At 47.7% G+C, this 10028-nt stretch carries 13 protein-coding genes; 6 read left to right on the forward strand and 7 right to left on the reverse strand.

Features of this window, described 5'->3' with window-relative positions; genetic code table 11:
* Positions 1-4: 4 nt before the first annotated feature.
* The 4 genes from NF543_RS06965 to dnaN all read right to left on the reverse strand — a co-directional run bounded on the left by NF543_RS06965 (position 5) and on the right by dnaN (position 3639).
* Positions 5-880, reverse strand: coding sequence for a YicC/YloC family endoribonuclease (locus NF543_RS06965; protein WP_257667392.1), 876 nt, complete (start codon positions 878-880; stop codon positions 5-7).
* A 232-nt stretch (positions 881-1112) separates the two neighbouring features.
* Positions 1113-1757, reverse strand: a complete 645-nt coding sequence (locus tag NF543_RS06970) for a CAP domain-containing protein (RefSeq protein WP_257667393.1) — start codon at positions 1755-1757, stop codon at positions 1113-1115.
* A 92-nt stretch (positions 1758-1849) separates the two neighbouring features.
* Positions 1850-2509: a DedA family protein gene (locus tag NF543_RS06975; protein ID WP_257667394.1), complete on the reverse strand. Its 660-nt coding sequence runs from the start codon at positions 2507-2509 to the stop codon at positions 1850-1852.
* 5 nt (positions 2510-2514) lie between these two features.
* Entirely contained in the window at positions 2515-3639 is a 1125-nt protein-coding gene (gene dnaN, locus NF543_RS06980; protein ID WP_257667395.1) for a DNA polymerase III subunit beta, read from the reverse strand.
* A gap of 123 nt (positions 3640-3762) precedes the next feature.
* Between dnaN and NF543_RS06985 the strand changes: the two genes are divergently transcribed.
* Genes NF543_RS06985 through ybeY form a run of 3 tightly spaced genes read left to right on the forward strand, consistent with a single transcriptional unit; the run spans position 3763 to position 4876 of the window.
* Complete coding sequence (locus NF543_RS06985) at positions 3763-3963, forward strand: hypothetical protein (RefSeq protein WP_257667396.1); 201 nt, start codon at positions 3763-3765, stop codon at positions 3961-3963.
* A 43-nt stretch (positions 3964-4006) separates the two neighbouring features.
* On the forward strand, positions 4007-4426 hold the full coding sequence (gene ruvX, locus NF543_RS06990; RefSeq protein ID WP_257667465.1) for a Holliday junction resolvase RuvX: 420 nt from the start codon (positions 4007-4009) through the stop codon (positions 4424-4426).
* A 24-nt stretch (positions 4427-4450) separates the two neighbouring features.
* Positions 4451-4876, forward strand: a complete 426-nt coding sequence (ybeY, locus tag NF543_RS06995) for an rRNA maturation RNase YbeY (protein WP_257667397.1) — start codon at positions 4451-4453, stop codon at positions 4874-4876.
* Positions 4877-4923: 47 nt separating this feature from the next.
* Here the strand turns inward: ybeY and NF543_RS07000 are convergent, their stop codons facing one another.
* Positions 4924-5349, reverse strand: a complete 426-nt coding sequence (locus tag NF543_RS07000) for a nucleoside-diphosphate kinase (RefSeq protein WP_257667398.1) — start codon at positions 5347-5349, stop codon at positions 4924-4926.
* A 174-nt stretch (positions 5350-5523) separates the two neighbouring features.
* Positions 5524-6249 (reverse strand): hypothetical protein, encoded by a 726-nt coding sequence (locus NF543_RS07005; protein ID WP_257667399.1) that lies wholly within the window; start codon positions 6247-6249, stop codon positions 5524-5526.
* A 128-nt stretch (positions 6250-6377) separates the two neighbouring features.
* On the opposite strand from NF543_RS07005, the gene NF543_RS07010 reads away from it, so the two are divergent.
* The 3 genes from NF543_RS07010 to NF543_RS07020 all read left to right on the forward strand — a co-directional run bounded on the left by NF543_RS07010 (position 6378) and on the right by NF543_RS07020 (position 8713).
* Positions 6378-7346, forward strand: coding sequence for a helix-turn-helix domain-containing protein (locus NF543_RS07010; RefSeq protein WP_257667400.1), 969 nt, complete (start codon positions 6378-6380; stop codon positions 7344-7346).
* Between the two features lie 321 nt (positions 7347-7667).
* Positions 7668-7919, forward strand: a complete 252-nt coding sequence (locus NF543_RS07015; protein WP_257667401.1) for a hypothetical protein — start codon at positions 7668-7670, stop codon at positions 7917-7919.
* A 176-nt stretch (positions 7920-8095) separates the two neighbouring features.
* A complete protein-coding gene (locus NF543_RS07020) occupies positions 8096-8713 on the forward strand; it encodes a fibronectin type III domain-containing protein (RefSeq protein ID WP_257667402.1) in 618 nt (205 codons plus the stop codon).
* Between the two features lie 400 nt (positions 8714-9113).
* Here NF543_RS07020 and NF543_RS07025 read toward each other — a convergent pair whose 3' ends face one another.
* Positions 9114-9587: a hypothetical protein gene (locus NF543_RS07025; protein ID WP_257667403.1), complete on the reverse strand. Its 474-nt coding sequence runs from the start codon at positions 9585-9587 to the stop codon at positions 9114-9116.
* Positions 9588-10028 lie beyond the last annotated feature (441 nt).

Consider the following 10028-nt stretch of genomic DNA (forward strand, 5'->3'; position numbering starts at 1 on the left):
GGTTTTACAGGACATTTAATAACTGCTCCTTGACCTTTTCCAATTCCTCCTTCATCTGCACCACCACTTGTTGGATTCCAGCGTGATTAGCCTTGGAGCCCAACGTGTTAATTTCGCGACCCATTTCCTGCGAGATAAAGCCGAGCTTCTTGCCATTGGCATCAGCGCCTTCAAGCGCTTGAAGGAAATAGTTGCAGTGGCTACGCAAGCGGACTTTTTCTTCTGTGATGTCCAGCTTATCGATATAGAAAATGAGCTCCTGTTCAAACCGGTTTTTATCCACATTTTCCCTACCAACGGTATCATCCATGTATTGGCTTATCCGTTCGCGAATGAGCGGTATGCGGTCTGTCTCCACTTTTTCCACTTCACCGAGCAGCCGTATGATGTCCTTGGTGCGTGAAGAAAGGTCATGCTTGAGTACTTCACCTTCGTCCCTTCTGAACAAATCGAGCTGAGCTACAGCATCCTGAAAAGCATCCAATAGCAATGCCGCTTCTTCATCATCGGCTACATCTTCGGTGTGGCTGACAACCTCTGGCATGTTGAGGGCCATCTCAAAGATATTGCTATCCTTGCTGCCTACTGCTGCGGCAATGCTTTCCAGCTGCTCGTAATACTTCTTGAGCAATTCCGTATTGATGGAGGCGGCGGTAGCCGTTTGATCTACGTATTCCACGCTAACCATTACGCTTACCTTGCCCCGTTCAATGAGCCTTGTGCATTCGCTCCTTAGCGCCAATTCTTTGTCTGAAAAAGCCTTGGGCAGCCTTAGACTCAGTTCCAAAAACTTGGAGTTTAAGGATTTTATTTCGACGGTATACTTTACTTTTTGATTGTCTCTGGCACCAAAGCCATACCCTGTCATCGATTTGATCATGCGCAAAGGTAATAATTAGCTTTTAGCTTTTGGGTATCAGCGATCAGCTTTCGGCAATTGGCTTTCGGCTTTGGTCGCGGGCTACCCCACAATGCCATTACCCGCTAAGATTCGCGCTAGTTTTGGGGATGCGGCTGGTGAGCGTCATGTATGGGTCGCCTTTTCCATACCTTTAAAAAGGTGGACTATATGTGAATAATACGTGGGTAATAGGTGGATAATACGTGGCTATTTACCAATCGTGCTTGGCGATAATGATGCAAAGGTACGATTGATACGTGCTGCCCGAAGGGACGCGGACATAGCCAATGCCGATATCCTGTAATGAGCCGTTCCATTCATCCATACCCAACAGGTGCTTGCGATGACCCAAGCCGGGGGAGTTTTTGCCGATAATCATGGCCTTCATCCCATCGATGGCCGAGGGATGGTTGGCACCTATGGATTCAAAATTGTTTGCATTTTTGCGCTTTAGCCAGCCGGGATTCAATGAATAACCTGCCCGAAGGATGTGGTAATTGGGGCCATAACCGTCGGGATCCGTATGGTCGAAATAATTGCGTTGGGCCATGTCCATTGCCCTCGCCTCGGCCGCTTTGGCAAGGTTAGCATTCCACCTTAAGGGCGTTTTGGTCATCGATGCACGAAGATTTAGGCGAAGCTCCCGTTGATATGCCTTCGGATTTTGCCTGATTTTGTTGAGTAACACAAAGGCTGATTTTGCCTCCCTCCTATCTATAATGGGGCGGGTGGGGGCCGAAAAAGAGGAAAATAATACAAAAAGGGCAAAGAAAACAATTATCCTCATGACAGGTGTTTGTTGAGCTGTGACAATGATTGTGCCGGAATCCCTTCCGATGGGTTCTTTGGTTTTCATGTTAAGCCCGCGAAGGTTGCTCGCCGGGCGCGCTGAAACTTGCTTTGCGCTGATTGGCTGTTTGTGAAGAAAACCCAAGCCGAATGGCCAACCTAAGGTTCAGATGGTTTACGAACCTTCATTTTCCCACGGATGATCTCCACTAGCGGAGGCAATACGGAAAGCAGGATGATGGCGAAGATGACGTAGGTAAAATTATCTTTCACCACGGGCATGCCACCGAAGAAGTAACCCAAAAACAAAAAGGAGGATACCCAAAGGATAGCGCCAATCACGTTATATGATGCAAACCGGACATAGCTCATGGTGCCTACACCAGCGACAAATGGGGCAAACGTACGGATGATGGGAACGAAGCGGGCATAGATGATAGTCTTGCCGCCATATTTATTATAGAATTGCTGCGTTTTCTCGAGGTATTCCTTTTTCAGCAATTTATACCGTCCGCTGAAAGCCTTTGGCCCGATGTATTTACCGATGTGGTAATTGGCCATGTCGCCCAGTATACCCGCGGCTATCAGCAGGAAGCACATTAGGAGGATATTAAGGTCGGTACCCGGCATGGCGATAATCGCGCCCGCGGCAAAAAGTAGGCTATCACCGGGTAAAAATGGGGTAATGACTAATCCGGTTTCAGCAAAGATGATCAGGAACAGGATAAGGTAGGTCCATGTCTTGTAGTCATTGACAATCTCCACCAAGTGTTTGTCGATGTGGAGGATAAAATCAATAAGTGAGGTGATGAGATCCAATACGGTTAACCCAAATTATTCAACATTACAGGCATCACCAACATCAGGATGTCCTCGTTTTCATCCGCAATCGCGGGCAGTAGCAGCCCGGCACGGTTTGGCGTGCTCATTTCAATTACCACTTCCTCGCTATCCAGGTTGGTTAGCATCTCCACCAGGAATTTAGCGTTGAAGCCGATTTCCATGTCTTCACCCTCAAATTGGCAACTGAGGCGTTCATGGGCCTCATTCGAAAAATCAAGGTCTTCTGCGGAGATATTCAGTTCACTGCCGGAAATCTTGAGCCGCACCTGATGGGTGGTTTTGTTAGCAAAGATGACCACGCGGCGGAGTGAGTTGAGGAATATATGCCGGTCGAGTGTCAATTTGTTCGGATTCACCTGCGGGATGACGGCTTCGTAATCAGGGTATCGTTCGTCTATCAGGCGGCAGATGAGGTGGATATTACCGAACTTGAAAAAAGCATTGGTGTTGTTGTACTCCACGGAGACACTGATGTCTTCCGTAGGCAATGACGATTTCAGCAAGGACAGCGCTTTTTTTGGTAAAATCAACGACGTAGGCTTTTGGGTGCTGATATCCGTACGGCGGTAGCGCACCAGTTTATGTGCATCCGTAGCTACGAAGGTCGCGGATTGTTCGGCCAGCTGAACCAATACGCCCGACATCGCGGGTCGCAACTCATCATTGCTCACAGCGAAGATCGTTTTGTTGATGGCTTCGGCCAAAACCGAAGCGGGGATAGCTACCGAAGATGGATTATCCACGATGGGAATCTTCGGGAAGTCGTCTGCGTTTTCCCCACTGAGCTTGTATTTGCCATCTCCGGCACTGATTTCCACAGCCAACGTTTGGGTGTCTACGGAAAAAGCCACCGGTTGATCAGGAAGTGTCTTTAATGTCTCGATCAATATCTTGGAGGGCATGGCCACCCGACCCTCTTCCTTAGCTTCAATCGGAAGGGAGGTTACCATGCTGGTCTGCAGATCTGTAGCAGAAATGGTTAGGACGTTGTCCTTGATTTCAAACAAGAAATTTTCCAGTATTGGCAGCACGGTACTGCTGCTAGAAGCCCCACTGATGGCCTGCAGTTGTTTTAATAATATCGAGGTAGAAACAATAAATCGCATATCGAATAATATTACGTGCAATGATAAGGAAAAGATTTGGTATTTGGGAAATGAGATTACGATTTGGACCCTAAACAAAAGGCATAATTATTTGTTGTTTTAGTAGATTAATGTATTTACGTCATGGGAAAGAGTCATCAAACGGATCATGAAGGAAATGTCAAAGCGGAGGAAAATTATGCGGCACACCAAGATGATCCCGCCCCATCGCGTGAGTCGATAAAAGAACCAAATGATCGGCCGGTGGGCAACATCATCACGTGGGCCGTGGTAATAGCGATTATCCTGCTGGCGACCATATACCTTCTCTATTTCTTTAATTAGCTAGTATGAATTGCCAGCGCAAAAAAGTACTTTTGTTCGGATTATGCGCATCATGGCTTTTGATTATGGAACTAAACGAGTCGGCATTGCTGTGACCGATCCATTGCAGATTATTGCTACAGCCTTGACTACGGTGCATGCACAGGATGTGGTCGCATTCGTCAAGGAATATTTGACTAAAGAGGCTGTTTCTTCATTTGTGGTGGGCATGCCGCGGCAGATAGATGGCACGGATTCCCAGTCGGCCCAGCATGTAAAGGGTTTTGTGAGAACAATGCGTCGGACGTTTCCCACCATTCCCACGGTGACTATTGACGAACGGTTTACCTCCAAAATGGCCTCTGCAACGATAGCGCAAAGCGGCCTTAAAAAATCGAAAAGGCAAGATAAGGGGCTCGTCGATAGCGTATCAGCCGTCATTATCCTCCAGTCTTATCTGGAAGCGCGTGATTTACAAGGGTAGTTGCATACTTCACACCGCTGAACAATGAGTAATATCTATTTTTTTTCCGAGGATACGGATTTCCAACCCAAGCAGAAAATCAATATCCGCCAATGGATCAAGGAAACTACACGGGCCGAAGGATTCAAAACTGGAGAGATCAGCATTATCCTATGCAGTGATCCCTATCTGCTTACCATCAATAAGCAATACCTCAATCATGATACGCTTACAGATATTGTCACCTTCGATCACCATGAAAAGCAGGGGACCATCGCGGGCGATATTTTTATCAGTGTAGACCGTGTCCGCGAAAATGCGGAAAAATTCGGTGTGGCTGTGCGGGATGAATTGCACCGCGTAATCATCCATGGCATCTTGCATTTATGCGGCTATGGCGACAAGAGTAAAAAGGAAAAAGAAATCATGAGGGAAAAAGAAGATTTCTACCTCGCCAAAAGGATGTTTTAAGGCTAAAAAACCTAGCAGGTTTTGAGAGCCTGCTAGGTTTCGAAATTTTAAAACCGCTCGACCTGCGAGAAAAAGAAATTACCTTCAATTTCGGCATTGTCATCCGAATCCGAGCCATGGACGGCATTGGCTTCGATGGATTTTGCATATTTATTACGGATAGTGCCGGCTTCAGCTTTTGCCGGATCTGTCGCGCCAATCAGTTTACGGAACGCTTCTACCGCACTATCCTTTTCAAGGATGGCTGCCACGATAGGCCCGGAGGTCATGAAATCCACTAATTCGCCATAAAAAGGGCGTGCTGCATGCACGGCGTAGAATGCCCCAGCCGTTTCTTTGGATAAGCGAATGTATTTCATCGCTATAATCTTAAATCCCCCAGCAATGATGTCGTTCAAAATAGCTCCGATGTGGCCGTTGCTTACTGCATCCGGCTTGATCATGGTGAATGTTTTATTCGTTGTAGTTGCCATTAAAAGAAAATTTTTGCAAAGGTAGAAAATTGTAACGCATTCGCGAACACTTCTTTAATAAAGGGGTGTATGATAGATTGCTGGTTTCATGCAGCGTGCGTCAAGCCCCTTCCTTAGGGTTCTTAGTGAGAAGGCGGAGCGCTTATGGAACGAACCGGTAGCTGGTCGTGCGGCTCAAGGAAATTTTCGCCATTGTCCATCACCCCCGTTTTTATTCTTCTTGATAAAATCATCCAAGGAATCGTCCACTTTTTCTGCCCTGCGGTATAATTTTTCGGAGGCTTCAGCCAGTTCGGTATAGGCTTCAAAGGCATCGGTGGCCCGTTCGAAATAATCGCGTTCCGCCTGGATTACGGGGCTCCAGGTTTCGAGGAACGATTGGTGGTCCCGGTCCAGTGACACGGTATGCACACTGATGTCCTCATAGCGCATATACAGTTGATGCAATGGCCCGCTGGCAAATGATTCAAACCATTCGTCAAATGTTTCATAGTCTTTCAGGAAGACATTGTGTTCTCCGATGCATTGGGTAATGAGCGTATGGAGGGCTATCAGATCCTCATTATGTTTTTTTGTTGCCTTGCGGAAATTGTCAAGCTGCAGTGATATGGACCCCTCGAAGCCCGGCATCGGGTTGTCATCGCGGAGGCCGGTGGCCAGTTCCAGCAGGTCGATTTCCTGCTCGATGGGATATAGTTCGGTCCGTAATTCATTAATCCATGCGATTGCCCTATCCAGCTGGGGTTCATATTCTTCCCGTATTGTTTTGAGACGCCACACCTCATCGTGCATGTGGAAATAATTATCCAGTGTCTCCTTTTCCCAGTCGGGTTGGGGCTTCTCCCGGTCGTATTCCAGCTCAATGGTGCGGAAGGGGTGGTGGGTGACGACTTTTTCCATGAATATCGCAAATTGCTAAGGAAGCAAATTTACATATTCTCTTTTGCTTTCTCGAACCTCCGTTGTTTTTCTGCCCCAAGATTGTTAGTTTTACCTCATGAACACTACCTTTTTACCTTCCAAAGCCTATGGAACGCCATATCCAGCTGGACGTATCGTTTGATGGCGAGCATGGTATACCAACCTCCAGGAAGGCTGCTTCGCTGGGCAATCACCTGGCAACCTCCACGTGGCAAAACCCCTCGGGCGAGCTGGTGGCTCGTAGCTTAGCGGGGGCGACTTTCTTCTACGCCACAGCCAAGGGGTCGTGCAAGACCGATGCCTCTGTAACCATCCACACGACAAACCCCTACCTGTTGATCATCCTGAACGGGCAGCAGGAAAGCCAGTGGACGTTCGTGCCCGGGCAAGCACCCATCCATGTTCCCCCATTCGCGTGTTTCGCTGCCATGCTGATGCCCGGAACCACCGAAGTACAGCTGCCATCGGGATCATCCGGATTCCATTGTTTCGGTTTCTCGCAGTACGCGGCGCAGCTGCTGACGGAAGAGTTCAGGCTATTGACCAATCTGACGCACGTGGTTGAAGATGCACCCCCGACCAAGGTGCCCCACCTACAGTTCCGCTTTCTGCCGTCCACGGTACACAAATGCATCGATAAGCTCCACAAGACCGATAAACGGGGGTTTGCCCTGAATGTCCATTGCAAGGAGGCGCTATACCAGATCGTTAAACTGTACCATGCCAGTTTAATGGCCGCGGCCCCCAGGCCGAATGCGACCCAAGATGAAAGCCTCATGCTCCGGGCGAAGCACCTGATCCAGGTGCATTTTGCCGACCCTTCGTTCACCGTGGACAGCCTTGCACAGCAAGTAGGCCTATCGCGCCGCAACCTATACCGGCTGTTCGAAAACCAAGGACAGCCGACACCCCAGCGGCTCATCCTCACCACCCGACTTGAAAAGGCTCGGGAACTGCTGAACAGTAACCAACACCTCGTCGGAGAAGTCACAGCGATGGTGGGGTTCAATGTCCGTACCCACTTCTCAAAACAGTACAAACAGGAGTTCGGCGTCTCTCCCAAAGAAGATCGTTAATAATCTGTTATACAGGATATTAAGCCGGAATGTTCGTTATCGTGCCAAAAAAAGCTCCGTTCTGCGGGAAAAATGGCACGATAACGAACGCCCTTCTCGCGCATTGTACCGAATTTTATAATATACCCCGTTCCTGAATGCGGTTTATCGTAGCAGTTCTTTGACATCCAGGTATTGTTTGGCAATCCCCGTAGAAAGGGTTGCCGCAAGTGAGGAGCACGGCTCCCTTTTAAGGAAGAAACATTTTCCTTATAAGGTATTGCGTTCCTCTTTAAAGGTAAAAGGCTCCGCTTTAAGGGGGAAATATTTTCCCTATAAGGTATGGCGCCCTCCTTTAAAGGGAAAGGGCTTCGCTTTAAGGGGAAAACATGTTCCCTACAAGGTACGGCGTTTCCCTTTAAAGGGAAGAGGCTCTGCTTTGAGGGGGAAACATTTTCCCTACAAGGTACGGTGCTCCCGTTTAAAGGTGAGGGGTTCCGCTTTAAAGGGGAAACATTTTCCCTACAAGGTACGGTGCTCCCCTTTAAAGGGAAGAAGCCCCGCTTGCAAGCAAAACCGAAAATCCTTCCGTAACCACGTGTTACAATGACAAAAAATCAACCCCAAACCCCGGATTCCCGGAAAACCGAACCGATCAGCCTACATCGAGGATTAGTTCATTTATTTTTTCATCGACATCATTATTTTTCAATGGCGATGGAGCTTGCCTGCATATCGCAGTCAGGTTTTAACTTTTAAATTTTTTAACAATGTATTTTAAACCAAAAACAAATTTCGGAAAAATGAGCACCAAGGCGCTAGACCATATCGCTGAGACCGTGTTTACCAAAATGACAGGGAACGAACTGTTCCCAAACCCTATACCAGCCCTTACGGAGCTGGAAACCAATCTGGCCGACTACCGTTCGGCATTGCCGGATGCCGCTTTGGGCGGCAAACATGCCACCGAGGTGCGCAACCAGCGGCATGAGATGCTAGCCCGTACGCTGCGGTCACTGGCTTTGCATGTACAACAAGTGGCTGATGGCGATGCCGCCGTTATTCTTTCGGCCGGTTTCGACCACAATAAGACGAGGCAGCCGAACGGCCCTTGCCCCAAACCGATGGACGTACAAGTAATCAACGGGCCGGTGGGCTCGCGGCGTGTGACGGTGAAGGTTAAGCCCAACGCTGCTGCACGGGGTTACCGGTTTGCCTACCGTGTTGTTGGCAGCGGCAATCCATGGGTTGAAGTGTTCTCCTATGGATCCTCCCGCCAATTGCAAGGCCTGGAACGCTTCACTGAGTACGAGTTCCGGGCAGTGTACGTGGGTACGGATACCGACCGGCTGGACTACAGCGATCCGGTGACGGCCGCCGTGGTGTAGGAGCAGTTCTTATCGCCATTCGCCGGTCTTTCCGGCAGTCAGCGGCATCTCCGAAAGGGGGTGCCGCTTTTTTTGATGCTGGAAACCAATTGAAATCCAAAATAGCCTCATGATGATGACCTGTTCGGTTGACCGTTATTATTGCCATCTCCGTCCTGAAGGCATTTTGTGACTTTTATATCACGCCAAAACCCTGTTTTTTTCGTGCTTTTGGCGCGATATAAAACATTATATTACGCCAAAACCCGCAAAACACTATTTCACGTTGATCACTTCTTTTGGCGTTAGCAACGCCGAACAATACCCCGGGTTGATCCAGAAATCCATCACGATGGATGACCTGTTCGGCTGACCGTAGACGGCAACGGGCAAATGCATGTACCTTTGTCTCCTGTTTGCATCAAAATAACCCCCAATCATCTTCCACTTCATCTTTTTCAAAAGCATCTACCCAATTAACAAATAGGTGCCTGAATTTTTCCAGCTCTATTTTGAGCAGTTTTGTGTATTCGGTCTTTCCCATTCCTCTGGCCTCAGCGAAATCAACTTGCTCCCGCAATTGCCGACCATGTAGGCGGATGATGGCCGCATTTTCCATACGTAAGATGTATAGATCTCCCCCTTCAGCACCGATAATTTTTGGTGGTATCATGAGTGCATTTTCCATGATCAGCTCGGTGGTCAGATCAGCCTGGTCTCCTACCAACGTTTCGCAAAACAATTTTGCGATATGATAAACTTTTCTCGATTGCTCATATAGCGCTTCGGCCCGGAGCAAGCTCGGCTCTCTTTTCCAACCCTTGCCATCATGATCGACATTGAATCGTTTGCGGAAATCCCATTTAGGAATTTCATTCTTGAATAATTCGTCCATAACGTTTAGTCGTTTGGCAAATAGATTAACTCCCTGTCAGCCTCTCAGAATATCCAGCGTTTATTTGCTTTTGCTATGCAATAGTATCGAAAATATCTGCGTGATGGAAATGGAAAGACAACCCATGCAATAAAAAAGGTATTTGGTTTATCTACTACATGCTGCGCAATACAAAACATAATGAACTCATTAATCCAAGCTATTTGCTGAAATTTTTATCCAAGGTCTTGTCGGCCATGTTGTCTGCATAAACCTCCGTATAGCACAACGTAAACATAATTTAAGACTAATGAATATACAATTTTTTTTTCGATGAAAACGGGACACCATGAAAAAAGTCAAAACTTAATTTGGAATTGTGGAAATGTATCCTTAAACTTACAACGAAATAAGACATCAGCCTAAACGTGTGTAAGATTCCAACTGGATGTATTTTCGGCT

The sequence above is a fragment of the Parapedobacter tibetensis genome, from assembly GCF_024704835.1.
Classification (GTDB): Bacteria; Bacteroidota; Bacteroidia; order Sphingobacteriales; family Sphingobacteriaceae; genus Parapedobacter; species Parapedobacter tibetensis.

Excerpts from the sequence above, each read along its gene's own strand:
- NF543_RS07000 (WP_257667398.1), bottom strand. The coding sequence starts at position 5,349 with ATGGCAACTACAACGAATAAAACATTCACCATGATCAAGCCGGATGCA.
- NF543_RS07010 (WP_257667400.1), top strand. The coding sequence starts at position 6,378 with ATGGAACGCCATATCCAGCTGGACGTATCGTTTGATGGCGAGCATGGT.
- NF543_RS06970 (WP_257667393.1), bottom strand. The coding sequence starts at position 1,757 with ATGAAAACCAAAGAACCCATCGGAAGGGATTCCGGCACAATCATTGTC.
- ruvX (WP_257667465.1), top strand. The coding sequence starts at position 4,007 with ATGCGCATCATGGCTTTTGATTATGGAACTAAACGAGTCGGCATTGCT.
- NF543_RS07015 (WP_257667401.1), top strand. The coding sequence starts at position 7,668 with ATGGCGCCCTCCTTTAAAGGGAAAGGGCTTCGCTTTAAGGGGAAAACA.
- NF543_RS07005 (WP_257667399.1), bottom strand. The coding sequence starts at position 6,249 with ATGGAAAAAGTCGTCACCCACCACCCCTTCCGCACCATTGAGCTGGAA.
- NF543_RS06985 (WP_257667396.1), top strand. The coding sequence starts at position 3,763 with ATGGGAAAGAGTCATCAAACGGATCATGAAGGAAATGTCAAAGCGGAG.
- NF543_RS06965 (WP_257667392.1), bottom strand. The coding sequence starts at position 880 with ATGATCAAATCGATGACAGGGTATGGCTTTGGTGCCAGAGACAATCAA.
- ybeY (WP_257667397.1), top strand. The coding sequence starts at position 4,451 with ATGAGTAATATCTATTTTTTTTCCGAGGATACGGATTTCCAACCCAAG.
- NF543_RS07020 (WP_257667402.1), top strand. The coding sequence starts at position 8,096 with ATGTATTTTAAACCAAAAACAAATTTCGGAAAAATGAGCACCAAGGCG.
- dnaN (WP_257667395.1), bottom strand. The coding sequence starts at position 3,639 with ATGCGATTTATTGTTTCTACCTCGATATTATTAAAACAACTGCAGGCC.
- NF543_RS07025 (WP_257667403.1), bottom strand. The coding sequence starts at position 9,587 with ATGGACGAATTATTCAAGAATGAAATTCCTAAATGGGATTTCCGCAAA.